We start from the raw sequence: 22073 nt of genomic DNA on the forward strand, positions 1-22073 counted from the left end.
GGTCTATGCTCCAAGGTCAAGCCCCCTGCCCGGTTTTTTTGCGCCTCCTCATGAACATCAGCCAGTTGGCCAAGGCCAGTCAGATCTCCACCGACACCCTGCGTTACTACGAGAAGCAGGGCCTGCTGCAGGCCGAAGGCCGCCAGGCCAATGGCTATCGCCGCTACGGGCCGGCGCAGCTGGAGCGGCTGCGTTTCATACGCGGTGCGCAGGCGCTGGGTTTCTCGCTCAAGGAGATCGCGGCCATCCTGCCGCAGCTGGCCGAGGGCCAGTTCGGGCGTGCCGAGATCGAGCACAAGCTGCGGGCCAAGATGGCCGAGATCGACGCTCAGATCGGCCAGCTGCAGCAGCTCAGGGCCGAGCTGGCGGCCACCTTTGCATCCCTGCGCTGCGCGCCGCAGGCCACGCTCGACACGCGCGACAGCACCGCGCCCGACAGTGGCAGCGGCGCCGGTGTGGCGGTGCGCAAGCGCAGCTTTGGCCGCCCAACTCGCGGCGCGGCCTGATCCCCCGTTCAAAGTGTCGCCGCTCGGCTGCCGCGGCGGCATACTTGGGGCTCAGGGGAGCTAGCAGGGCGGTGGCGGTAGGCGCCGCCCGCGGGTCCGGCAGGGCTCGCTATCCGGAACGGCTTGCACGATGTCCGAGGTCCTGCAGGGCTTTGCCCCCAACTTTCTCTCCGCCCAGCCGGCAGGCCGGCTGGAACAGCGCCTGGCCCAGATCGTGATGCTGGCCTCGGCGCTGACCCTGGTCGCGCTGCTGCCCTTTGCGCAGCGGCAACTGCCGCAGGTCTGGGCCTTCATTCCGATCTATGAGTCGGCACTGATTCTCAGCGACATCGTCACCGCCGCCCTCTTGATCGGCCAGTTCATGATCAGCCGCTCGCGCGCCATGCGCGTGCTGGTCGGCGGCTACCTGTTCACCGGCCTGATGGCCAGCGCTCACATGCTGAGTTTTCCGGGCCTGTTTGCCGAGCAGGGCCTGCTCGGCGGCGACAAGCAGACCACCGCCTGGCTCTATATGTTCTGGCATGCCGGCTTTCCGCTCTGTGTGATTGCCTATTGCGGACTGCGCGGCGAAGTGAGCGGCGGCACGCGCCGTGCCCTGCTGCAGGGCATGTGCTGGGTCGTCGGCGCGGTGCTGGCCCTGGTGCTGCTGGCCACCCGCGGCATCACGGCGCTGCCCGCCATCATGGTCGGCAACCATTACAGCCCGGCCATGCTGGTGGTGGTCTCCAGCGTCTGGTTGCTCAGCATGCTGGCCCTGTTGGTGCTGTGGCGCCGGCGCATGCGTTCGGTGCTCGATCTCTGGCTGGTGGTGGTGATGGGCGCCTGGCTCAGCGACATCGCGCTCTCGGCGGTGTTCAACGCCGGACGCTTCGATCTGGGCTTTTATGCCGGGCGCATTTATGGCCTGCTGGCCGCCAGCATGGTGTTGCTGATCCTGCTGGTGGAAAACGGCTGGCTCTATGCGCGCCTGCTGCAAACCACCGCAGAGCTGCAGCGACTGATGAGCGCCGATGCCCTCACCGGCATCGCCAACCGGCGCGCCTTTGACGAGGCGCTGGCGCGCGAATGGCGCCGCGCCCAGCGTCGCGACAGCGCGCTGAGCCTGCTGATGCTGGACGTCGACCATTTCAAGCTCTACAACGACCGCTACGGCCATGTCGCCGGCGACGCCTGCCTGCGCGCGGTGGCGGCGGTGCTGGCGCATGCGGCGCAACGGGCCGGCGAGATCGCGGCCCGCTACGGTGGTGAGGAATTCGCCATCCTGCTGCCCGAGCTTGACGCCCAGGCCGCGCTGCAACTGGGGCAGCGCATTTGCCAGGGCGTCGCTAACCTGGGCATCGCGCATGCGGCCTCGCCGACGGCCGGCCATGTCACCGTCAGCCTGGGCGTGGCCAGCCTGCATCCGCACATGCAGGCCGCCACACTGGTGCAGCGCGCCGACGCCGCGCTTTACGCGGCCAAGCTGGCGGGGCGCAACCGGGTCTGGCTGGCCGACGACGAGCAGCGGCCCGGCGAAAAGGGCAGCGCCGCGGCATGTGCAGGCCTGCACACGCAGCGCGCCTAATCTTGTGCCTCAGCGCTGCGTGAAACCCTGCAGCGGCACCGCCTCGGCCAGGGCCCGGTAGCCGGCATCGTTGAGGTGCAGGTGGTCGCCGCTGTCATAGGCGGGCCGCAGCCGCGCGGGTCGCGCGGGATCGCGCAGCACTGCGTCCGCATCGGCCATGGCATCGAACTCATGCGCATGGGCCCTCAGCCAGCGGTTGAAGCTGCGCCGCTGCCCATCCTTGGCGGGGCTGTAATAGCCCGGCGCGATGTCGGCCGCCGCGAAGGGCGGGATGGTGCTGGCGATCACGCGCAGGCCCTGCTGGCGCGCACGCGCGGCGAGCGCCTGGTAGCCCTGGATCAGCGCCGCCACGCGCACCGGCGCCTCTGGCCTGGCCAGCGAGCCGGGGAAAGCAATGTCGTTGGTGCCGATGCGCAGCAACACGGCGCGCACGCCGGATTGCTGCAGCACATCGCGCTCGAAGCGCGCCGCGGCCGACTCGCCAAGCGCCGCGCCGGCCGGGTTGCTGGGCTGGCGCGGCGCATCGCGCAGGAGCCGGTTGCCGATCAGGCCCTGGTTCAGCACCGCCCAGCCATGCGGCTGCAGGCGCTGCGCCAGCGCATCGGTGAGGCGACCGTTGGCGTCTTCGGTGGAGCCATCGCCATCCACCGAAGAGTCACCGAACACCACCAAGGCCTGCGCCGCTGCGCCCTCGTGCTGCACGTCAAGGCCCACCACAAAGGGCCAGGCGTTTATGGTCTTGGCCTCGGGCCAGGCGGCGGCGCCGGTCTGGTCGCCGGCCGCCACATAGCTGGTCTGCATGGCCAGAAAATGCGAGGTACTGCCCAGCGTGGGCTGCGGCAGGTAGAGGCTCAGCGCCAGCTCGGCGAAGGCCGGCACCGGCAGCTCGATGGCATCGCTCCAGATCTCGGCATGGGGCGCCAGGGTCACGCCGGGCAGCCCGCCAAAGCTGAGCGCCCTGTCGCTGCCGGCGTCGATGCCGGCGCCCGTCTGGCGCAGGGCCAGGCGGGCCTTGCCCAGCACCAGCGGTTGCTCGCCATAGCGGTTCGACAGCTTTACGCGCAGCCGCTCGCCGCCCAGGCTGGGGCGCAGGATCAGGCGCAGGCTCTGGTCCGCGTAGGCCGCCGGCTTGCCGGCCATGGCGGCCTGCGGCGAGGCCGACCAACTGCCCACCCAGGACGGCGCGGCGTTGGCCATCGACAGGCCCGCCAGCAGGGTAAACCCGGCAACAAGGTAGCGAATGCGTTCGAGCATCAAAAGCCCCGGATTGGCAAAGCGGCGAGTATCAGCGTCGCGTTGCCGGCAGGCATTCGTCATGCAGCGGCGTGCTCCGCGTAGGCGCGCCGGTAGGCCTGCGGCGTCATGCCGGTGGCCTGCTTGAACATGCGGTGCAGCGCGCCCTCGCTGCTGAAGCCCAGCTGTTCGGCAATCGTCTTCACCGGCTGGCCTCCGCGCATCAGCTGCTCGCCCGCCTGGCGCAGCTTCACCAGGCGCAGCCAGCGCGCGGCGGGCAGGCCGGTGGCGGCCCGCACATGGCGGCACAGGCTGCGGGGCGAGCGCGCCAGCGCCGCCGCGGCCACGTCCAGGGTCAAGGCCGTGGCGGGTATCTGCTGGGCCTTGAGCAGCAGCTCGCGCAGCCAGGGCTGCTGCAGGGCCAGCAGTTCCACGCTGGCAAAAGCCGCGTGGCGCACGCGCGGCTGCGGCAGCATCAGCACCTCCTGCACCTCGCGCAGCGCGGCCGGCTCCATGCGGCTTGCCAGCTGCGCCAGCATCAGCGGCAGGTAGCCGCTGGCACCCGCCGCGGTGACGCAACGTGCGGCGCTCACCAGCGGCGCGTCGAAACGCCATTGCACCTTGGGGAACAGGGACTGCAGCGGCGCGGCCATCCACCAGGTGGCGGTGGCGGGCTGGCCGTTCAGGCGTCCACTGGCCGCCAGCAGCGGCACGCCCGCGCAATAGCTCCACAGTTGGCAGCGCGCCGGCAGCCCGCGCAAGGCCTGCACCAGCGGCGCCTGGGCCTGCAGCGCGGCACGCAGCCCCGGCTCGGAGATCACCCACAGGCCGGGCAGCAGCAGTGCATCGCAGGCCAGCTCGGCCAGCGCCGCCTCGGCCGGCAGCGCCAGGCCATGGGCGCTGGCCACCGGCAGGCCATCCAGGCTGAGCCAGCGCAGGCGCAGCAGTTCGCGGCCGGCACGCAGATTAGCGGCGGCCACCAGATCGGCCACCGCGAACAGGCCTGCCGGCATGCAGCCCTCGAACAGCAGCAGGCCTAACGTGGTGGGCAGGCGGTTTGGCATGAAACGCTAGAAGATTTTCGTTTTTTGCCATTCTGCGCCGGCACCGCAATTCCAACAATGGCTGCACCCCAAGACTTGGAGCCCGAGCTCATGCTGATCACCCAATTGCGCAACGCCACCCTGGTGCTCGAGTTCCAGGCCGAGGGCCAGGACTTCGTGATCCTGGTCGACCCCATGCTGGCGCCGCAAGGCGCCCTGCCCAGCCTCAAATACCTGGGCGGCCAGCGCCGCCGCAATCCGCTGGTGGCGCTGCCCGATGCGGCCGAGGCGCTGTTGGCGCGCGTCACGCATTGCCTCATCACGCATTGCCAGCGCGGCCATTTCGACCACCTGGACCGCGCCGGCAAGCGCTGGTTGCGCGAGCGCCAGATCCCGGTGATCTGCATGCCGCGCGATGCCGACTATTTGCGCCAGCGCGGCATGCAGGTCTGGCCCCTGCTGGGTGCCGAGCGCCAGCCCTTCCTGGGCGGCGGCCACATCACCCCGGTGCCCTGCGTGCATGGCCATGGCCTGGTGGGCCGGCTGATGGAACATGGCCACGGCTATCTGCTCGAAACGCCCGGCGAGCCCAGCGTCTACCTGGCCGGCGACACCGTGCTGTGCGCGCCGCTGCGGCATTGCCTGCAGGCGCTGCGCCCCGATCTGGCGGTGCTGCCGGCCGGCGGTGCGCGCTTCGACATCGGCGGCGAGGTCATCCTCGCGCCCGCCGATGTGGCCAGCGCCGCCGCCCTGCTGCCGCAAGGCACCATCATCGCCAACCACCTGGAAGCGCTGGACCATTGCCCGGGCAGCCGTGCCGGCATGCGCGCGCTGGCCGGCGCCCAGGGCTGGCTGGAACGCCTGTGGGTGCCCGAAGACGGCGAGGCCAGGCGGTTCGAAGCGCGCCCGGCCTGATCCGCTGCCGCTATCATCGGCGCGGTGGCAAGGCCTGACCCCGGCCACCTCACTGACGCGAGAGGACGAGACATCATGCATGCTGTCGGACTGGTGGCCGCATTGGCGCTGTTGCAATACCTGGTGTTCGCTGCCCTGGTGGGGCGCGCACGCGAGCGCTACGGCGTGCGCGGGCCCGCCGTCACGGGGCATGAGATGTTCGAGCGCTACTACCGCGTGCAGATGAACACGCTGGAGTTGCTGGTCGTGCTGCTGCCCTCGCTGTGGCTGGCCTCGCAATACTGGTGGCCGCGCGGCATGGCCGCGGTGGGCGGCATCTACCTGATCGGCCGCCTGGTCTATGCGCGCGCCTACCTGCGCGAGCCGCGCAGCCGCAACTTCGGCTTCATGCTCAGCATGATCCCCACCGCCGTGCTGCTGGGCGCGGGGCTGGCCGGCGCGGGGCTGGAGGTGCTGCGCGTGGCGGGCCTGCTGCCACGCTAGGCAAGCTGCCTCAGGTCAGCGCCGCGGCCATCATCGCCAGACCCACCACGCCCACGCCCCACACCAGGGTGCGCAGATAGGGAATGCCCAGGTAGTAGACGGCGATGAACACCAGGCGCGACCAGAAGAACAGCTCGGCACCTTGGACGATGCGTGGCGACTGCGCGCCCGACACCTGGGCCACCAGGGCCAGCACCGCGAACAGCAGGAAGTTCTCCAGCGTGTTGCGGGCGGTGCGCTCGGCGCGCCCGGCAAACGCCGTCGCCGCGGGCGGCTGATCGCGGTTGCCCATCGCGTAGCGCATGCCCGCGGGGGTCCAGGCCTTGGCACGTATCAGGCTGGCCGCCAGCAACAGCAACCAGCTGATGCCGGCCATACAGACCACGAGGCTGAGCAAATGAGTCATCTTGTGCACTCCGGGGCTGGTGAAGACCTGCCATTATTCCGGGAACCTCGATACACCAACAGGCCTTTAACGGGCGTCACGCCGCGCCGCCTGGCGCCATACTGGATGGAAACTGCGACGCTACCGGCACCGGGGCGGGGCGATGCGCCGGCCTGTGCAGGAGAATGCTGACCAGACAATCTTGACTCTTCCCATGCACCTTCCTTGCAGCGCCATGGTACGCACGCTGTTTCTCTGCCTTGCCTGCATCGCATTGATACAGCCCCTGCGGGCACAAACCACCGGACTTGCCAAGGACGCACCGAGCTTCGTGTTCGGTCTCTCCTCGCCCCCCGATTCGCCGCTGGGCCAATGGCAGCGCCGCGTCTACTCCGAGGCGCTCAGGCGCCTTGGGTTGCGCCTTGTCGTCGCCGAGGTGCCGCTGGCCAGGCTGTCCATGCTGGCGAGCCAAGGCGGCATCGACGGCGATATAGCGCGTGCCGCGCCCTATGCCGCGGAGCACCCCGACATGGTCCGGGTGGAGATGTCCATCATCACCGCGGTGTTCAATGTCTACTCCGGCCGCCCCATGCCGGACATCAACCGCCTGGAGCAGTTGCGTGACAGTGCGTTGGTCGCGGCTTACCACCGTGGCGTGGTGGGCTGTGAGAAAACGCTCAAGGAGTTGCTGCCACCCGCACGCCTGAACGGGGTGAGCAAGACCGCCCAGGCCTTGCGCATGCTGGAGCGTGGGCATGTGCAGCTGTTCTGCGAGGTCAACACCGAGATGATCAACGAGCCGCTGGCGCAGGACATGCTGGACGGCGGGCGCCTGCACAAGCTGTTCAGCATCGGCGCACCGATGCCCCTGCATGCCTATCTGCAGCGCAGGCACGCGGAACTGGCGGTCAAGCTTGCCAACACGCTCCGGCAGATGAAGGACGAAGGTCTGCTTGATCGTTACTGGAGCGCCGGCCAGTAGGGGCAGCATTGAGCGTCGGATTTCAGCGCGGCTTTGACGCCAGGTTTGCGCAGCACCGCGGCGTCCGACAGGGGGATACTTGCGGCTTTCACAGCGCAAGGGCATGGCGATGGCCGCTATCTTGAAGCACTCCATTCCAAGCAGCGCCCTGCGTTTGAGCCTGCAAGCCTCGGCCATCGCCGCCCTGGGTGCCTGTGCGTTGTTGCCCTTTACCCCCGACCGCCACGCCACCGCGCCGCTGCTGGACGGCTTTGGCACGGTGGCCCTGACGCCCAGCCATGCCAACGCCGCGGCGCGCCGCCTGTTCGCCCAGGGCATGGCGCAGGCCTATGCCTTCAACGAGCACGAGGCGGTGCGCTCCTTCAAGGCCGCGCTCGCCCATGACCCCGGCTGCGCCTTGTGCGCCTGGGGGGTGGCCTACCAGCTGGGCCCCAATATCAACAACACCACGCGCGGCGACCTCAAGGAGGCGCTGCGCCATGTCGAGCATGCGCTCAAGCACGGTGCCGCTGCCACGCCGCTGGAGCGCGCGCTGATCGAATCGCTGGCGCTGCGCTACGGCCATGGCAGCGAGGCCCGGAATCTCGCGCCGCTGCAGGCCGCCGTCTGCGGGCCGGCGGCCTCCGACCAGGCGGAGGACAGGGCCGACCCGCTGGACCTTGCCTATGCCGAGCGCATGCGCGAGCTGGCCGATCGCTTCGCCGGCGATGCAGATGTGCTGGCGATCTATGCCGAGGCCGAGCTGGTGGCCACGCGCGGCGACTGGTGGGACCCGGCGAGCGGCCAGCCCGCCGGCCGCATCGGCGAGCTGGCCGAGCGGCTTGAGGCCGGCCTGGCCAGGCAGCCGGAGCACACCGGCCTCAACCACTACCTGATCCATACCGTGGATGCGCCGCAGGTAGCGCAGCGCGCCGAGGCCGCCGCCGACCGCCTGGGCGCGCTGGCGCCCAAGTCGCCGCATCTGCTGCACATGCCGGCCCACACCTATGCGCAGATCGGCCGTTATGCCGACGCCACGCGCGTCAACCAGCAGGCCAATGCGGCCGACCTGGCGCTGATGGCCGAGCTGAAGGCGCAGAACTTCAGCGTCAGCAAGGACTGGCGCCAGCACAACACGCACTTCCAGTGGTATGGCGCGCTGATGGAGGGCCGCGGCGAGCTGGCGCTGTCATCCGCGCGCGCCGCCGCTGCGCTGGCCAGCGGCGACTACAGCTATGCCGAGTACCAGCGCAGCCTGCCGATGCTGACCCTGCTGCGCCTGCAGCGCTGGGACGAGCTGCTCAAGGAGCCGCTGCCCGGCGGCGAGCTGGGCGTGGCCGCCCTGCTGGGCCAGCTGGCGCGCGGCACGGCGCTGGCGCGCAGCGGCCAGACCGCCGAGGCCGCCCAGGCCCTGGCCAAGCTGGAGCCGGCCGCCGCCGCGCTGCTGAGGAAATTTGCCGGCACGAGCGAGTTCCACAAGATGCTGCGCAGCCTGGCGCAGAGTTCGCAGGCCCAGCTGCGCGCCGAGCTGGCATGGGCCGAGCGGCGCGTCGATGCGGCCCTGGCCCTGCAAGCCGAAGCGGTGAATGCCGCCGCCGCGGCCGACCGCAGCGAGCCGCCCATGCTGGCCGGTGGCGCAGGCCTGCAGCTGGGCGCCATGCAGCTGCAGGCAAATCGTTATGCCGAGGCCGAGGCCAGCTACCGCGCCAGCCTGGCCGCGCATCCGCACAGCGGCTGGGCCCTGCAGGGCCTGCGCCGCGCCCTGTTGGCGCAGGGCAAGCAGGCCGAGGCCGAGCGACTCCTGCCCGCGCTGGAGCGCAGCTGGAAGCTGGCCGACGCCGCCCTGCGCGGCGCCTGAGTCGCGCTCTCTTGCTTACTTGAGTTTGAGCTCCTGCAGCTCCATGCCGCCGGCCAGCTTGCGCATCACCTTGCGCTCGCCGCCGGCCTGGTCCATCTTGCGCTGGTCCATCGCCATGAAGGCCTCGTACTTCTTCTGCAGCGCCAGCTGGTCGGCGTTGCTCATGTAGTCCTTGGCTTCGATCGCCAGGATCAGGTCGGGCTCGCCCTCGCGCGGGTTGTTCACCGAGAACACATGGTAGGAGACCACATTGCCCTCCTTCATGCCGAACTCATTGGATTTCTTCCAGGTCTTGGCCAGGAAGTCCATGTAGTTCTCGAACTGCCCGGGTTCGATCTTGATATGCGAGAAGGTCCAGACCGTGCCGGGCGTGTAGCTGGAACTCTGGGCGCTGGCCGCGCTGCCCAGCATGAGTGTGGCGGAGGCGAAGAGCGAGGCGATCGCGATTCTGGTGAGACTCATGGCAAGGACTCCTACACCAAGAAGGCGCTGGTGTTGGCGCTTGCGCACAGCTGCGCGAGGCCACTATGCGATGCGTCAACGCCCGCCATGACGCGGTTTTCCCGCCTGTATGTTTAGCCATCTGGCCCGGACTGAGGCAGCTGCAGGCGCAGCAGGCGGGCGCCGGCGCCGCGCCTGTCCCGTCTTCAGGTTTCAGCCGGCTTAGGCTCAGGCGTACTGCGCGAGCCCATGGCCGAAGGACCAGTTTTCCTTCGCCACCTCCACGAGGTTGATGAACACATCGTCGGGCCGCACGCCCGGGCCTTCGCCCAGCAGCTCCACGATGCGCCGGAACAGCGCCTGCTTCTGCGCCAGGCCACGGGTGTTGCTGACGGTGAGCTGGATGAACAGCAACTCGTCGCTGCGCGCCATGCCCATGTACGAGGCGTTGTAGCAAAAGTTCGCCGCCTCATGCTCGGTGATGAGCATGAACTGATCGTCTTCGGGCACCTTGAAGGTCTCGCGCATGGCGCGGTAGATGCCGTCAAGAATCGCCTGGCGGTAGTCCGCCGGCTTGCCGGCGCGCATGGAGAGGTGGAGCAGAGGCATGCTGATGGGTCCTGTTGGTTCACTGAGGGCTCGACGGTACGGCCCAGCCGATCATTTCAGCAAGCCCATGAATTGCATATCAACGATAATCATCTGAAATGATTGATCGCCCCCTCGACCTGGATACGGTGCAAACCTTTGTGCGCATTGCCGAGCTTGGCAGCTTCACGCGCGCAGCCGAGGCGCTGCAGACCACCCAGGCCGCGGTGAGCCTGAAGCTCAAGCGGCTGGAGGCGCGGCTGGGCTGCCGGCTGCTGGAGCGCACGCCGCGCTATGTGCAGCTCTCGGCCCAGGGCGCGGCATTTCTTGACCGGGCGCGCGCACTCTTGGAGGCCCATGAGCGCGCGCTCGCCGTGTTTGTCGAGGCCCGGCAGCGGCTCACCATCGGCATCAGCGACCATGTGGCGGGGCCGGACCTGCCCGCGCTGATCGCGCGCATGAATGCCCAGGATCCGCAGCTGCTGATCGAGATCCGCATCGCGTCGTCGCGCGAGCTGCTGCAAAGCTACGACCGCCGCGAGCTCGACACCGTGATCGTCCGCCAGCAACTGGGGCGCCGGAGCGGCACGCTGATTGCCGAGGAACAGTTCGGCTGGTTCGCCGCGCCGGGCTGGCAGCACCGCGCCGGCGAGCCCCTGCCGCTGGCCACCCTGGCCGAGCCCTGTGGCGTGCGTGCAATGGCCTGCCAACTGCTTGACGCGGCGGGTCAGCCCTGGAAGGAGATCTTCTGCGGCGGCGGTGTCGCGGCGGTCAGCGCGGCCGTGATGGCCGGGCTGGGCGTTGCGGCCTTGGCGCCGCGCATGCTGCCCTTCGGTGCCGTGGACGTCGGCCGCCGGCTCGGCCTGCCCGCGCTGCCGCGCCTGCCGGTGCTGCTGCATTCACGCCTCAAGAGCGGCCGGCCGCACGCGGCGCTGGGGGCGTTGGCGGCGGCGTTCCGGAGCGCGGTGCGAGGCTGAAGCCTCAGAGCGCCCCGTCGCTCATCGTCGCCGCCACCTGGCGCGTGATGCGCGGCGGACGCGCCCCTTGCAGCGGCGCATGGCGGAGCAAAAAGCGCGATGCGAACGCTCATTCCACACGGCTACCGTTGAATCGCAAATCGTAGACCACCGCCCCAGCATCATCTTCAATGCGCTCCCGGCCCTCGAAGCCGTCGAGCGTGCCGCTGATCTCACAGGCGTAGCTGAGGCCAGCCCGCCCGTACTCGGCCGGCCCACGCAGGGGCAAGGCCGCCGGCGCGGCCAGCAGGGCCTGGCGCAAGAGTGCATAGATGGGGCCGGCCGCGCCCCGGACCGCGCCGCAGTTGGAAGCTTGCCGACGCCGGGGGTCAGCGGCCGGGCACTTCGCCAAAGGCGTGCAGCAGCAGGCCCGTCAGGCGCTTGGGCGTGATGCTGTCCACCATCAGATAGCGCGGCAGGGCAAACACAGGATCGTCCAAGGTGCATGCGCGCCCGCCCAGCGCGAAGGCGGCCTCGTAGCCAGCCTGCCGTGCCAGCTCGCACAGGCCCGCGTCATAGAGCCCGAAGGGCCAGGCCAGCAGCGACACCACTGCGCCGAGCCGTGCTTCCAGAGTCTCCTTGGCGCGTCTCAACTGCACGCTGGCAAAGTCCTGGTAATCAGCCGGCGTGCGCAGGCGCCGTTCGCGCAGCAGATGGGCGTGCCAGTAGGTATGCGACTGCACGCTGAACAGGCCCGTGTCCGCCAGCGTGCGCAACTGCTCCCAGCGCAGCGCATAGCGGGCATTGGAGATCGCCGAGGGGTAGATGAAGAGTGTGACTGGCCAGCGCCTCGCCAGCAGCAGCGGTGCCATCGCCTCGTGCACCGAGCGATGGCCATCGTCGATGCTTAGCGCCAGCGCGCGCGGCGGCAGGCTGGCCAGCCGACCCAAGCGATACGCCACCACATCGGCCAGCGGCACAAGCCGGCAGCCCAGCCCCTCGATGCTGCTGAGTTGTGCGGCGAAGTTGGCGCTGCGCAGCGTCATGCCGTCGGCTTCGGTGGCCGCCACGCGGTGGTAGCAGAGCACCGGCACACGCTGCGATGCCGGCTGCGCCCATGACCGGTCAGCGCCGAACCCTGCCGCCAGCCAGGCTCGACGGCTCAAGCCATGCGCATGCAGGGTGGTCGCGGCGTCGGACATGCCCCGATCTTGCGCCACCGGGACGGCCGCGGGCTCAGTCGCGGCGCCGGCGCAGCCAGCCCAGCAGGCCGAGGCCGCCCAGCCACAGCGCGGCGCTGGCGGGTTCGGGCACCGCGGCGGCCAGGGTGAAGCCGACCGCGTCTAGCGCGACGATCTCCACGCCCAGGTCGGCAAAGCTGCCGCGCGTGCCGAAGGCATCCTGCACATGCACCGGATGCGGGCCGGCGCCCCAGTAGTCGCCATAGTCGCCCGCCGGGTTCTGGTTGTAGCGCACCAGCATGTTGATACCGTCGATGGAGAAATAGGCGTCGTCGCCGACGGTGGTGAAACTGCGCGCGCCGGCGGCGCTGTAGCGGTAGAGGTCCACCGGAAAGATGAAGCCGCCGCCCACGCCGGAGATGGTGCCCAGCACCTCGTCGATCTCGTGCGAGGCAACGGTCTGCAGATCGTACTTGTCGGGGTCGATGCTGCTGCGCGTGTAGTTCATCAGACCGAGATTGAGGCCTATGGTGCTGTCCAGACCATCGACCGGCGCCGGCACATTGAAGCCCACCGCATTGGCGGTGGCACGCGTCAGTATCACGCTGGCACCGCCGTTCACCGGATTCGGCCCCAGCGGGATATGGGCCATCGCGAGCGCATCGACCGGGCTGCTGGCATCGGCGCGCAGCTTGTCCATAAAGCCGGCGTAGGGCAGCTGGTAGATATTGGTGTTGCTCTGCCCCAGGCCCGTGTTCATGTTCTCGAAGCGGATGCCGATGGTGACGCTGTCGCTGAACAGCGCCTGGTAGCCGTCGATGGTGGAAAGGATGACGGCCTGGGCCGCCGCATCCACACCGGGGCCGAAGCTGGCATTGATCACCAGGGCCTGCGTCGGCGCGGCCACCGCACACGCGACAAGCAGGGCCGAGAGGCGCGCGCTGCGGCGCAACAAGGCTTGGGGCATGGGGCACCTCATCGGTCAAAACGACAGGCGCCGACTCTACGCCCCGAGCACCGCCCTAGCCAGCCCCTAACTACAGCGACCGCAACATGGCTGCGGCCCGGCAGGACGGCCTACCTGGCGCCCGCCATGCTCACCCAGGAGAGCTCCAGCCAGTTGTCGGCGCGATGCACCACATTGACCCCGGCGCGCGCCGCCCAGGGGATCACCTGACGGTGCAGCGGTATCAGCTGGATCTGCTCGCGGTATTCGGCCAGCGCCGCCTTGATCAGGGCCTCGCGCTTGCCGGCGTCGGGTTCCCTGCTGCTCTGCGCCGCCAGGCTGTCGAACCTGTCGTTGCGCGAACGACCGTAGTTGTAGGACCCCACGCCCTGCTCGCCCGGATTGCGCAGCACCGCGGTCAGCAAGGTCTCGGCATCGGTGATGGCGCCGCCCCAGCCGAGCATGTACATGCTGGTGTCGTACTTCTCGATCTTGGGGAAGTAGCTGACGCGCGGCATCGCGTTGACCCTGACCTTGACCTTGATCTGCGCCCACATGCTGGCCAGCGCCAGGCAGATGGACTCGTCGTTGACATAGCGGTTGTTGGGGCAGTCCAGCGTGACCTCGAAGCCCTCCGGATAGCCGGCCTCATGCATCAGCCGGCGTGCCGCCGCCAGGTCCAGCGGCAGACGGGTTTCCAGCGCCGGATCGTTGTAGGCGCCCAGGGTGGAGGCGGTGATGCCGCCGGTGGGTGCCGAGAGCCCGTTCATCAGCTTGCTGCGGATGGCCTCGACGTCCACCGCCTGGTAGAGGGCGCGGCGCACGCGCAGGTCCTTGAACGGATTCCTGCCGTCGGGCACCTTGGCGTACTGCAGCTGCTCGCGCTGCTGGTCCATGCCGATGAAGACGATGCGGTTCTCCACCCCCTCGATCACCTTCAGCCCCGGCGTGGCGCGCAGGCGCGACACATCGCGCGGCGCGGGGTCGAGCACGAAGTCGATCTCGCCCGACACCAGCGCCGCCAGCCGCGTGGCATCGTTGCTGATGGGCGTGTAGATCATCTCCTGCACATTGCCCTCGTGCCGGTCCCACCAGGCGGGGTTGCGCTGCAGCACCGTCTTGATACCGGGCTGCCGCGTCACCAGGCGGTAAGGCCCGGTGCCATTGGCGTGCATGCCGGCGTAGGACTCCTCGCGGTTCTTGAAGTCCAGCGGCCGCGTGACCTTGTGCTTCTCGCACCAGCTCTTGCTCATGATCCACAGCGTGTCCAGGTGCTGCAGAAAGATCGGGTTAAAGCTGGCGAGCTGGAACTCCACCGTCAGCTCGTCGAGCTTGCGCGGCATGCCCACCGCATTGGCGTAGACGGCGATCTGCGAGCTCTGCTCCTTGGCGCGATTCACCGAGAACACCACGTCGTCGGCGCCGAAGGGCGTGCCATCGTGGAACTTCACGCCCGGCCTCAGCTTGACGCGCCACAGCAGCGGCGCGATCTGGGTCCATTCGGTGGCCAGGCTGGGGGCAAGCTGCAGCTGCTTGTCGCGACGGGTCAGGCGCTCGTAGATCTGCCCGTTCATATTGTTGGTCATGCTCTCGTTCTGAGAGTGGGGATCCATGGTCTGCGGATCACCCTGGCTGGCCCAGCGCAGGGTTTGCGCCGCGGTGCCCGCACTGGCCACCGCACCCAGCAGCGCCACCAAGGCCCAAGCGCCCACCATCAGCACGCGATGCTTCATGCCCAGCCCCCCGAACGACGTCGTTGCGGCCGAGTGTAGGGAGTGCCTGCGCGCCGGCGCAGCGGGGCGACCCTAATGCGCAGCGGGGCGCGACCAGAGCTCTTCGATATGCGTAAAGCCCCAGTCGACCGGATTCTCGCGGCCGGTGATGCGATCGCTGCAGCCGGCTTGGGCCAGGTCCAGCAACTGCACAGGGATGGGCATCTGCGATTTGGTGGAGAAGAACACGCGCACCGTGGGCGTGGTCAGCGATGTCGGGCATTGGTCTATCACCACCGCCAGCCGGCCCGACTGCAGCCGCACCAGCGTGCCCACCGGGTAGATGCCCACACTGCGGATGAAGGCCTGGAACACCTTGGCGTCGAAATGTCCGGTCCATTGCGCCATGCGCGCGAGCGAATCGGCCGCGCCCCAGGCGGCTTTGTAGGGGCGCGTCGAGGTGATGGCGTCGTAGACATCGCACACCGCGCCCATGCGCGCCAGCAGGCTGATCTCATCGCCCTTGAGCTTGCCCGGGTAGCCGCTGCCGTCGATCTTCTCGTGGTGGCGCAGGCAGACGTCCAGGGCCGCTTCGGGCACCATGCCGCCGGCCTTGAGCGCCTCGTAGCCACGCTGCGGGTGCGAGCGCATCACGTCGAACTCGGCGTCGGTGAGTGCGCCGGGCTTGTTGAGCACCGCCAACGGCATCATCATCTTGCCCACATCGTGCAGCAGGCCGGCCAGGCCCGCTTCGCGGGTCTGCGCCTCGCCGAAGCCCAGCTGGCGCGCCAGCGAGACCATCAGCGCGCACACCGCCACCGAATGCATATAGGTGTAGTCGTCCTTGGTCTTGAGGCGCGCCAGGCTGATCAAGGCGGAGGGGTTGCGTGCCACCGAGTTGGCGACCTCTTCGACCAGGGGCAGGCATTGCTCGGCATCGATGGCACGGCCCAGGCGCGCTTCGCCGAACAGCGACATTACCGCCTGCTTGGAGCGGTTCACCAGCAGGGCGGCGCGCTCCAGTTCGCCGCTCATGCTGACGCGTGCCGCTGGTGCTGGTGCTGGTGCTGGTGCTGGTGCTGGTGCTGGTGCTGGTGCTGGTGCTGGTGCTGTTGCCGATGCCGGCGCGGGCGCCGTCTCGACATCCAGGCCCTGCGACACGTCGATCACGCAGAACGTCACCTCGCTGCGCAGCAAGGCGTCCAGATCGCCCTGTTCGCGCAGCACGAATTTGGTCTTCCAGAAGGGGTGGGAGAACCACGAGCCCTCCAGCGACTGCACGAACATCCCGAGCTTGAGCTGGCTGATCGGTATCTTCTTGAGCATGACGCGGATGTCTGCGTTGGCGTACCGACCAGTATGCGACGCCACGCCGCCAGCGTTCGCGCATTCAGACACAAAAAAGCCGCCTGATTCGGCGGCTTGATGCAAAAAAGTTTGCCGGGCCTCTCAACCAGGCAAGCACGGCTCAGCGCATCTTGCTCTGCGGCACCGTGCGCAGTTCGCCCTGCAACGAGGCCAGGTACTTGGCGAGGGTCTTCAGCTCGTTGTGACTGAACTGCTTGACCTGCCCACCCATGATGGCGTTGCCACGGCCCACCACCGCACTGCCTTCGGTCTGGTAGGACTTCAACGCCACATAGAGGTAGTCGGCATGCTGGCCGGCGAGCTTGGGATAGGCGCCATCGACAGGCTTGCTGAAGTTGCCGCCGTGGCAGGAGGCGCAAGCGCCCTTGTCCAGCAGGGCCTTGACCTCGTCGCTGGGCGTGTTGATGGTCAGCGGCGCTTCGGGCGCCTTGGCCTGTTGCTCGTAGAAGGCCGAGATATCGGCGATGTCCGCATCGCTGAGCGACTGGGCAATGCCACGCATGGTGGGATGCTTGCGCTCGCCCTTGGCATAGGCCGTCAGCGCGCTAGCGATGTACTTGGCGTTCTGGCCCGCGATCATCGGCACCTTGTGCACTTCGGGGAAGCTGGCCTGATAGCCGGGAATGCCATGGCAGCCAATGCACATGGCGACCTTCGTCTCACCGGCCTTCACGTCTTGAGCTTGCGCCAGACCAGCGGCGCAGGTGGTGGCGAGGGCGAGGGCAATATGCAGAAGTTTGTTCATGATCCCGAAAGTCTTGTTCTGACACCGGGGCGCATTATAGGCACCACCTTATACTGGCCCGCCGCCTCTTTGGGTTTGATCTACACCATGAAGTTTCAAGGTTCGGACCAGTACGTTGCCACCGCTGATTTGATGCTGGCGGTAAACGCCGCCATCGCGCTGCAGCGCCCGCTGTTGGTGAAGGGCGAGCCCGGCACCGGCAAGACCATGCTGGCCGAGGAGGTGGCCACGGCGCTGGACCTGCCGCTGCTGCAGTGGCACATCAAGAGCACCACCAAGGCCCAGCAGGGCCTGTACGAATACGATGCGGTGAGCCGGCTGCGCGACAGTCAGCTGGCCTCCATCGAGGGCTCGGACAAGGTCCGCAATATCGAGAACTACATCGTCAAGGGCGTGCTCTGGCAGGCCTTCACGGCCGACCAGCCGGTGGCGCTCTTGATCGACGAGATCGACAAGGCCGACATCGAGTTCCCCAACGACCTGCTGCGCGAACTCGACCGCATGGAGTTCTACGTCTACGAGACGCGGCAACTCGTCAAGGCGAAGCACCGGCCGCTGGTCTTCATCACCTCCAACAACGAGAAGGAACTGCCCGACGCCTTCCTGCGTCGCTGCTTCTTCCACTACATCAAGTTCCCCGACGCGCCGACCATGCAGCGCATCGTCGACGTGCATTTCCCCGGCATCAAGAAGGAGCTGCTCGCGGCGGCCATGAAGACCTTCTTCGACGTGCGCAACCTGCCGGGCCTGAAGAAGAAGCCCAGCACCTCCGAACTGCTGGACTGGCTCAAGCTGCTGGTGGCCGAGGACATCCCCACCGAGGCGCTGCAGAGCCAGGACGACAAGGTCGCGATCCCGCCGCTGGTGGGCGCCCTTCTCAAGAACGAGCAAGACCTGACCCTGTTCGAGAAGCTCGTCTTCATGCAACGCCACAACCGCTGATGGGCAGCAAGCAAACCGAAGCCGCGCTGCGCGAGGGCCTGGCCGATGGCATAGGCTTTGTCGTCGGTGCCCTGGGCGGCTGGCTGCTGGGCCGGCAGTTCGGCCTGGATTTCGTCAACACCCCAGGCTATGGCCTGCCGCAGATCGCCAGCCTGCTGCTGATCGTGGCCGGCTCGGGCCTGGGCCGCTGGCTGCTGCGCCGGCTGCTCATCAAGAAGGACGCATGAAGCCCTTGCCCGACATCACCCCGGCCATCACGGATTGGGTCACCCTGCAGGGCCAGCATGCCCGCCTGGAGCCCTTGCACAGCTCGCATGCCGAGGGGCTGGCCGAAGCCGCCGCCGATGGCGGCGTGCACCAACTCTGGTACACCGCGGTGCCGCATCCGGACAAGGTGGCGGCCGAGATCGAACGGCGCCTGGCCCTGCACGCGGCCGGCAGCATGCTGCCCTTCACGGTATTCGACGCCGCCGGCCGCATCGCCGGCATGACTACCTTGATGCACATCGACCACGCCAGCCGGCGCGTCGAGATCGGCTCCACCTGGTACGCGCCGCGCGTGCAACGCACCGGCCTCAATACCCAGTGCAAGCTGATGCTGCTGACGCATGCCTTCGAGACCTTGGACTGCATCGCGGTGGAATTCCGCACGCATCGCCTCAACACGCAGAGCCGGCGCGCCATCGAGCGCCTGGGCGCGCAACTGGACGGCATCCTGCGCTCGCACCTGCGCACCGCCGACGGCAATCTGCGCGACACCTGCGTCTACAGCATCATCGCGCCCGAGTGGCCGACCATCAAAACCCATCTGCAGTGGCAATTGGCGCGACCGCGCTGACGCAACAACCCTTTGAAAGCCGCGACGATGGCAAGCAAGAAGAAAAAAGACCTGTTCGACGTGGACGCCCTCTGGCAGCTGGAGCGCCTGGGCGCGCCCAGCCTCTCGCCCGATGGCGCACAGGCGGTCGTCAGCCTGGCCCGCTACGACATGGAGAAGAACAAGGGCAGCTCGACGCTGAGCCTGCTCTCGACCCTGGGCGGCGAGCCGCGCACCCTCACCAGCTGCGGCGAGAAGGACGGCGCGCCGCTGTGGAGCCCCAGGGGCGATCTGATCGCCTTCATGGCGCGCCGCGAACAGGAGGGCGCCAAGGACGAAGAGACCCAGCTCTATGTGATCCCGCCCGATGGCGGCGAGGCGCGGCGCGTCTCCAGCATTGCCACCGGCGTCGAGGCCTTCAAGTGGTTCCCCGACGGCCGCCGCATCGCCTTCATCTCCTGGGTCTGGCCCGGGCTGAAGGGCGCGGCCGCGCAGGCCAAGGCCCTGAAGGCTTTCAAGGATCGCAAGACCAGCGGCTATGTGACCTCGGAGGCGCTCTATCGCTACTGGGACCACCACATCCCGATGGGCCGGGTGGCGCATCTGCATGTGCTGGACATTGCCAGCGGCCGCACCCGCGACCTGTTCGAGGGCAGCGACTTCGAGCTCACGCGCGCCGAGCAGAGCGCCAACAGCTTCGACATCTCGCCCGACGGCAAGCGCATCGTCTTCAGCTACGACCCGCATCCCGAGCAGCGCCTGGACCACTGCAACGCGCTGGCCGAGGTGGACCTGCGCAGCGGCGCGATCCGCACCCTGCTGCAGGACGAGGCCTGGGATTTCACGGCGCCGGTCTACAGCCACGCCGGCCAGCATCTGGCCTTTCTGGCCAGCCACCAGGGCCTCAAGCACACCATGCCCAAACAGCTGGCGGTGCTGGACACGGCCGGCCACTGGGCCGTGCTGTCCGAGCATTGGGACCATGAGCCGGCCGCCCCGCTGCTGTGGGACGAGGACGATCTGGGTCTGCTGTTCTGCGCCGAGGACCGCGGCCGCCGCCATCTCTGGCGCTTCGACGTCAAGACCGGTGGTGCCTTCGTGCTGTTCCGCGGCGGCCATGCGGCCAGCTTCGCGCTGGAGGCCGGCACCATCGTCGTCAACCACGACGGCGTTCAACATCCCGCGCGCGTCTCGGTGCTCGAGGGCGAGGGCGACGAAGAAGGCCTGGGCGCCGTCTGGCGGCGCATCGAGAGCGTCAACGACAAGTTGCTGGCGCAGTACGCCTTCGGCAAGGAAGAGGAAGTCTGGTTCAAGGGCGCGAACGACGAGCAGGTGCAGATGTGGCTGATCTATCCGCCCGGCTTCAATCCGCGCCGCAAATACCCGCTGATGCATGTGATCCACGGCGGCCCGCACACCGCCTTTGGTGACAGCTGGCATTGGCGCTGGAACCACCAGGCCTTTGCCGCCCAGGGCTATGTGGTGGCCTGCGTGAACTACCACGGTTCGTCGAGCTTCGGCCATGGCTTCCTCGATTCGATCACGCAGCGCTGGGGCGAGCTGGAGTTGCAGGACATCGAGGCCGCCACCACCCTGCTGCTCAAGAAGCCCTGGGCCGACAAGCAGCGCGTGTTCGCCACCGGCGGCAGCTATGGCGGCTATATGGTCGCGTGGATGAACGGCCATGTGAAGCCGGGGCGCTACCAGGCCTATGTCTGCCATGCCGGCTGCTACGACTGGCAGGCCATGTTTGCCGACGACGCCTACACCTGGCATGCCAAGGAGCTGGGCGCCTGGTACTGGGACGACCCGGCCCGCGTGGCCTCGCAAAGCCCACATGCCTTTGCCCAGCATATGCGGACGCCCACCCTGGTGATCCACGGCGCGCTGGACTACCGCGTGCCCGATGCCCAGGGCCTGGCCTACTACAACACGCTCAAGGCGCGCGGCGTCGATGCCCGCCTGCTGTGGTTCCCGGACGAGAACCATTGGGTGCTGAAGCCGCGCAACAGCAAGCAGTGGTACGGCGAATTCTTTGGCTGGCTGCAGCAGTACGACCGCAAGCGCTGAGTCGCAGCCTCAATCCGGCTCGCCCTGCGCCCAGCCCACGTCGCCGCAAAGCACGCGCAGCCGCCCTTCCTGCCAATAGGCCAGCGAGACGGTCACGCACATGCGCGCGCCGTGCAGGCTGAGGTAGGGGCGCGTCACCTGCACCTCGCCTGGCGCCGAGATGGCGCGGCGGAAATAGGGGCGGCGCGCCCAGCGCGCGTCGCCGGCGCGCTCCAACGGTCCGAAGCGTTGGTCATGCGCCTGCTCCAGGCCCAGCGGTGCCACGCGCGCACCCATCTCACGCCCTTGTTCGTCGAGCAAATAGCAGAGCTGGGCGCCAGGCAGGTGCAAAAAGGCATCGCAGGCCTCGCGCAGCCCGCGCCCCTGCTGCAGCGGCTGCAGGGCCTGGGCCATGGCGCTTTGGTAGGGCGCCACGCGCTCTTGGTAAGCGGTGCGACCGAGCAGCTGGCGGCCGTCGAACAAGGCCCAGATGTCCTCCAGCTCCGCCGAGACGGCGCCGTCCGAGATCAGCTCGGGCTGCGGCCGGCCAAAGGCATAGCCCTGCACCAGGTCGATGTCGGCATCCAGCGCCAGATGCGCCTCGTCGCGCGTTTCCACGCCCTCCAGCAGCACCAGCGCACCGCACTCGTGCAGCAGCGAGACCATCTGCATCAGCACGCGCTCGATGCGCTTGGAGCCCATGGCACGCTGCAGCAGGCTGCGGTCCAGCTTGACGATCTCGGGCCGGATGCGCCAGATGCGATCGAAGTTGGAATGGCCGGCGCCGAAATCGTCCAGCGCCAGCAGGCAGCCGGTGGCGCGCGCGCTCTCTACCGCAGCCTCGAAGGCGGCGTCCTGCGCCATCACATCCTCGGTGACCTCGAACACCAGGCGCTGCATGGGCAGTCCCAGCTGGTGCACCACCTCCACCGCCTTGGCCAGCATCTCGGCCTGGCTGGCGGCGTGCACGAACACGGCCGGGTGGATGTTGAGGAAAAGCCAGCAGTCCGGCACCTTCTGCTCGACGAAGTTGTGCACATGCAGCAGGCGGCACAGGCGGTCGAGCCTGACCTGCTCGTCGAAGCTGGCGACGCGCTCGAAGGCGCTGATCGGTGAAAGCGGCTGTCCGGCCGCGTCGCTCACGCGTATCAAGCCCTCGTAGCCCACCGGCCGGCGGTGCGGGAAGCTGTAGATGGGCTGGAAGCTGCTGCGCAGCAGCAGTTCGCCCAGCCGCGCCACCCAACGGCCCTGCTCGTCTTCCGAGATCGCGCCATACAGGGCCTGGAGCATCTGTTCGACTTCGATATTCATCGCACATGCCTATGGCTGGGGTGCCTCATGCTACCCCGCTCGGGCGGCGGTGCGCATGGATAATGAAGC

The 22073-nt window shown here is 68.2% G+C and carries 23 protein-coding genes; 11 read left to right on the forward strand and 12 right to left on the reverse strand.

The genetic code is table 11. The features are described from left to right. Nucleotides 1-50: 50 nt before the first annotated feature. Together WG898_RS15305 and WG898_RS15310 are read left to right on the forward strand one after the other, a co-directional pair. Nucleotides 51-506 (forward strand): MerR family transcriptional regulator, encoded by a 456-nt coding sequence (locus WG898_RS15305; protein WP_339603664.1) that lies wholly within the window; start codon nt 51-53, stop codon nt 504-506. Between the two features lie 130 nt (nt 507-636). Then, a complete protein-coding gene (locus WG898_RS15310; RefSeq protein WP_339603665.1) occupies nt 637-2070 on the forward strand; it encodes a GGDEF domain-containing protein in 1434 nt (477 codons plus the stop codon). 9 nt (nt 2071-2079) lie between these two features. Here the strand turns inward: WG898_RS15310 and WG898_RS15315 are convergent, their stop codons facing one another. Continuing rightward, nucleotides 2080-3324, reverse strand: a complete 1245-nt coding sequence (locus WG898_RS15315; RefSeq protein ID WP_339603666.1) for an SGNH/GDSL hydrolase family protein — start codon at nt 3322-3324, stop codon at nt 2080-2082. 59 nt (nt 3325-3383) lie between these two features. Continuing rightward, complete coding sequence (locus WG898_RS15320) at nt 3384-4367, reverse strand: GlxA family transcriptional regulator (protein ID WP_339603667.1); 984 nt, start codon at nt 4365-4367, stop codon at nt 3384-3386. Nucleotides 4368-4457: 90 nt separating this feature from the next. Between WG898_RS15320 and WG898_RS15325 the strand changes: the two genes are divergently transcribed. Continuing rightward, complete coding sequence (locus WG898_RS15325; protein WP_339603668.1) at nt 4458-5261, forward strand: MBL fold metallo-hydrolase; 804 nt, start codon at nt 4458-4460, stop codon at nt 5259-5261. Nucleotides 5262-5336: 75 nt separating this feature from the next. Continuing rightward, nucleotides 5337-5744 carry an MAPEG family protein gene (locus WG898_RS15330; RefSeq protein WP_339603669.1) on the forward strand — a complete coding sequence of 136 codons (408 nt, stop codon included), beginning with the start codon at nt 5337-5339 and terminating at the stop codon, nt 5742-5744. Nucleotides 5745-5754: 10 nt separating this feature from the next. On the opposite strand, the gene WG898_RS15335 is transcribed toward WG898_RS15330, so the two are convergent. Next, the gene (locus WG898_RS15335; RefSeq protein WP_339603670.1) at nt 5755-6150 is read right to left on the reverse strand and encodes an MAPEG family protein; all 396 of its coding nucleotides are present in this window, start codon (nt 6148-6150) and stop codon (nt 5755-5757) included. Nucleotides 6151-6364: 214 nt separating this feature from the next. Between WG898_RS15335 and WG898_RS15340 the strand changes: the two genes are divergently transcribed. Both WG898_RS15340 and WG898_RS15345 read left to right on the forward strand, forming a co-directional pair. Beyond that, on the forward strand, nt 6365-7111 hold the full coding sequence (locus tag WG898_RS15340) for a transporter substrate-binding domain-containing protein (RefSeq protein ID WP_339603671.1): 747 nt from the start codon (nt 6365-6367) through the stop codon (nt 7109-7111). A gap of 121 nt (nt 7112-7232) precedes the next feature. Beyond that, the gene (locus WG898_RS15345; RefSeq protein WP_339603672.1) at nt 7233-8948 is read left to right on the forward strand and encodes a tetratricopeptide repeat protein; all 1716 of its coding nucleotides are present in this window, start codon (nt 7233-7235) and stop codon (nt 8946-8948) included. Between the two features lie 15 nt (nt 8949-8963). On the opposite strand, the gene WG898_RS15350 is transcribed toward WG898_RS15345, so the two are convergent. Then, nucleotides 8964-9410, reverse strand: coding sequence for a hypothetical protein (locus tag WG898_RS15350; RefSeq protein WP_339603673.1), 447 nt, complete (start codon nt 9408-9410; stop codon nt 8964-8966). Between the two features lie 207 nt (nt 9411-9617). Next, nucleotides 9618-9998: a tautomerase family protein gene (locus WG898_RS15355; protein ID WP_339603674.1), complete on the reverse strand. Its 381-nt coding sequence runs from the start codon at nt 9996-9998 to the stop codon at nt 9618-9620. Nucleotides 9999-10096: 98 nt separating this feature from the next. Between WG898_RS15355 and WG898_RS15360 the strand changes: the two genes are divergently transcribed. Next, nucleotides 10097-10954, forward strand: a complete 858-nt coding sequence (locus tag WG898_RS15360; protein WP_339603675.1) for a LysR family transcriptional regulator — start codon at nt 10097-10099, stop codon at nt 10952-10954. Between the two features lie 109 nt (nt 10955-11063). On the opposite strand, the gene WG898_RS15365 is transcribed toward WG898_RS15360, so the two are convergent. The 6 genes from WG898_RS15365 to WG898_RS15390 all read right to left on the reverse strand — a co-directional run bounded on the left by WG898_RS15365 (nt 11064) and on the right by WG898_RS15390 (nt 16885). Beyond that, complete coding sequence (locus WG898_RS15365; RefSeq protein WP_339603676.1) at nt 11064-11345, reverse strand: DUF5680 domain-containing protein; 282 nt, start codon at nt 11343-11345, stop codon at nt 11064-11066. Beyond that, a complete protein-coding gene (locus WG898_RS15370; RefSeq protein WP_339603677.1) occupies nt 11323-12135 on the reverse strand; it encodes a polysaccharide deacetylase family protein in 813 nt (270 codons plus the stop codon). The genes WG898_RS15365 and WG898_RS15370 overlap by 23 nt, the downstream gene beginning before the upstream one ends. A gap of 34 nt (nt 12136-12169) precedes the next feature. Further along, the gene (locus tag WG898_RS15375) at nt 12170-13081 is read right to left on the reverse strand and encodes an NF038122 family metalloprotease (protein WP_339603678.1); all 912 of its coding nucleotides are present in this window, start codon (nt 13079-13081) and stop codon (nt 12170-12172) included. Between the two features lie 110 nt (nt 13082-13191). Further along, on the reverse strand, nt 13192-14793 hold the full coding sequence (locus tag WG898_RS15380; protein WP_339603679.1) for an ABC transporter substrate-binding protein: 1602 nt from the start codon (nt 14791-14793) through the stop codon (nt 13192-13194). Between the two features lie 72 nt (nt 14794-14865). Continuing rightward, nucleotides 14866-16098, reverse strand: coding sequence for a cyclic di-GMP phosphodiesterase (locus WG898_RS15385; RefSeq protein ID WP_339603680.1), 1233 nt, complete (start codon nt 16096-16098; stop codon nt 14866-14868). A gap of 142 nt (nt 16099-16240) precedes the next feature. Next, complete coding sequence (locus WG898_RS15390; RefSeq protein WP_339603681.1) at nt 16241-16885, reverse strand: c-type cytochrome; 645 nt, start codon at nt 16883-16885, stop codon at nt 16241-16243. An 87-nt stretch (nt 16886-16972) separates the two neighbouring features. Here WG898_RS15390 and WG898_RS15395 point away from each other — a divergent pair, with 87 nt between their 5' ends. The 4 genes from WG898_RS15395 to WG898_RS15410 are packed head-to-tail and all read left to right on the forward strand — an operon-like array spanning nt 16973 to nt 20714. Beyond that, nucleotides 16973-17827 (forward strand): AAA family ATPase, encoded by an 855-nt coding sequence (locus WG898_RS15395; RefSeq protein WP_339603682.1) that lies wholly within the window; start codon nt 16973-16975, stop codon nt 17825-17827. Then, nucleotides 17827-18054 carry a hypothetical protein gene (locus WG898_RS15400; protein ID WP_339603683.1) on the forward strand — a complete coding sequence of 76 codons (228 nt, stop codon included), beginning with the start codon at nt 17827-17829 and terminating at the stop codon, nt 18052-18054. Before WG898_RS15395 ends, WG898_RS15400 begins: the two co-directional genes overlap by 1 nt. Next, the gene (locus WG898_RS15405; protein WP_339603684.1) at nt 18051-18665 is read left to right on the forward strand and encodes a GNAT family N-acetyltransferase; all 615 of its coding nucleotides are present in this window, start codon (nt 18051-18053) and stop codon (nt 18663-18665) included. The genes WG898_RS15400 and WG898_RS15405 overlap by 4 nt, the downstream gene beginning before the upstream one ends. 27 nt (nt 18666-18692) lie before the next feature. Then, nucleotides 18693-20714, forward strand: coding sequence for a S9 family peptidase (locus tag WG898_RS15410; protein WP_339603685.1), 2022 nt, complete (start codon nt 18693-18695; stop codon nt 20712-20714). 9 nt (nt 20715-20723) lie between these two features. On the opposite strand, the gene WG898_RS15415 is transcribed toward WG898_RS15410, so the two are convergent. Next, nucleotides 20724-22004 carry a sensor domain-containing phosphodiesterase gene (locus tag WG898_RS15415; protein ID WP_339603686.1) on the reverse strand — a complete coding sequence of 427 codons (1281 nt, stop codon included), beginning with the start codon at nt 22002-22004 and terminating at the stop codon, nt 20724-20726. Nucleotides 22005-22073 lie beyond the last annotated feature (69 nt).

Origin of the sequence: Paucibacter soli (genome assembly GCF_037482845.1) — a bacterium.
Classification (GTDB): Bacteria; Pseudomonadota; Gammaproteobacteria; order Burkholderiales; family Burkholderiaceae_C; genus Paucibacter_B; species Paucibacter_B soli.

Excerpts from the sequence above, each read along its gene's own strand:
- WG898_RS15305 (WP_339603664.1), top strand. The coding sequence starts at position 51 with ATGAACATCAGCCAGTTGGCCAAGGCCAGTCAGATCTCCACCGACACC.
- WG898_RS15310 (WP_339603665.1), top strand. The coding sequence starts at position 637 with ATGTCCGAGGTCCTGCAGGGCTTTGCCCCCAACTTTCTCTCCGCCCAG.
- WG898_RS15315 (WP_339603666.1), bottom strand. The coding sequence starts at position 3,324 with ATGCTCGAACGCATTCGCTACCTTGTTGCCGGGTTTACCCTGCTGGCG.
- WG898_RS15320 (WP_339603667.1), bottom strand. The coding sequence starts at position 4,367 with ATGCCAAACCGCCTGCCCACCACGTTAGGCCTGCTGCTGTTCGAGGGC.
- WG898_RS15325 (WP_339603668.1), top strand. The coding sequence starts at position 4,458 with ATGCTGATCACCCAATTGCGCAACGCCACCCTGGTGCTCGAGTTCCAG.
- WG898_RS15330 (WP_339603669.1), top strand. The coding sequence starts at position 5,337 with ATGCATGCTGTCGGACTGGTGGCCGCATTGGCGCTGTTGCAATACCTG.
- WG898_RS15335 (WP_339603670.1), bottom strand. The coding sequence starts at position 6,150 with ATGACTCATTTGCTCAGCCTCGTGGTCTGTATGGCCGGCATCAGCTGG.
- WG898_RS15340 (WP_339603671.1), top strand. The coding sequence starts at position 6,365 with ATGGTACGCACGCTGTTTCTCTGCCTTGCCTGCATCGCATTGATACAG.
- WG898_RS15350 (WP_339603673.1), bottom strand. The coding sequence starts at position 9,410 with ATGAGTCTCACCAGAATCGCGATCGCCTCGCTCTTCGCCTCCGCCACA.
- WG898_RS15355 (WP_339603674.1), bottom strand. The coding sequence starts at position 9,998 with ATGCCTCTGCTCCACCTCTCCATGCGCGCCGGCAAGCCGGCGGACTAC.
- WG898_RS15360 (WP_339603675.1), top strand. The coding sequence starts at position 10,097 with ATGATTGATCGCCCCCTCGACCTGGATACGGTGCAAACCTTTGTGCGC.
- WG898_RS15370 (WP_339603677.1), bottom strand. The coding sequence starts at position 12,135 with ATGTCCGACGCCGCGACCACCCTGCATGCGCATGGCTTGAGCCGTCGA.
- WG898_RS15375 (WP_339603678.1), bottom strand. The coding sequence starts at position 13,081 with ATGCCCCAAGCCTTGTTGCGCCGCAGCGCGCGCCTCTCGGCCCTGCTT.
- WG898_RS15380 (WP_339603679.1), bottom strand. The coding sequence starts at position 14,793 with ATGAAGCATCGCGTGCTGATGGTGGGCGCTTGGGCCTTGGTGGCGCTG.
- WG898_RS15385 (WP_339603680.1), bottom strand. The coding sequence starts at position 16,098 with ATGCTCAAGAAGATACCGATCAGCCAGCTCAAGCTCGGGATGTTCGTG.
- WG898_RS15390 (WP_339603681.1), bottom strand. The coding sequence starts at position 16,885 with ATGAACAAACTTCTGCATATTGCCCTCGCCCTCGCCACCACCTGCGCC.
- WG898_RS15395 (WP_339603682.1), top strand. The coding sequence starts at position 16,973 with ATGAAGTTTCAAGGTTCGGACCAGTACGTTGCCACCGCTGATTTGATG.
- WG898_RS15400 (WP_339603683.1), top strand. The coding sequence starts at position 17,827 with ATGGGCAGCAAGCAAACCGAAGCCGCGCTGCGCGAGGGCCTGGCCGAT.
- WG898_RS15405 (WP_339603684.1), top strand. The coding sequence starts at position 18,051 with ATGAAGCCCTTGCCCGACATCACCCCGGCCATCACGGATTGGGTCACC.
- WG898_RS15410 (WP_339603685.1), top strand. The coding sequence starts at position 18,693 with ATGGCAAGCAAGAAGAAAAAAGACCTGTTCGACGTGGACGCCCTCTGG.
- WG898_RS15415 (WP_339603686.1), bottom strand. The coding sequence starts at position 22,004 with ATGAATATCGAAGTCGAACAGATGCTCCAGGCCCTGTATGGCGCGATC.